The 347-nt window shown below is 64.8% G+C and carries 1 pseudogene; it reads left to right on the forward strand.

From position 1 onward, the window contains the following. A pseudogene (locus OC446_RS30690) lies at nt 1-347 on the forward strand (IS66 family transposase); the annotation flags it as partial.

Consider the following 347-nt stretch of genomic DNA (forward strand, 5'->3'; position numbering starts at 1 on the left):
GGCGCTGGCGCGGCTGCATCGATTTGCGCCGCGTAGCGAAAAGCACATGGATCGCGTCTTCAACGAAGCCGAGCAGGCTGCCCGCGAGGCCGATGCAGACGAGGGCAGCGCCGACGAGGTGGCTGCCGTTGATCTTCCGGACACGGGATTGCCGGACACCCAAAAGCCGGACGGCAAGAAACGCGGGCGCCGGCCCCTGCCAGAGAACCTGCCGCGCGAGCGCGTCGAGTATGACCTTGCCGACGACCAGAAGGTCTGTCCGTGCTGCCGCAACCGGATGCATCGCATGGGTGAGCTGGTGACCGAGCAGCTTCAGATCGAGGTGAAGGCGAAGGTTTTGCAGAATG

The organism is Microvirga sp. Mcv34, from assembly GCF_024519725.1.
GTDB lineage: Bacteria > Pseudomonadota > Alphaproteobacteria > Rhizobiales > Beijerinckiaceae > Microvirga.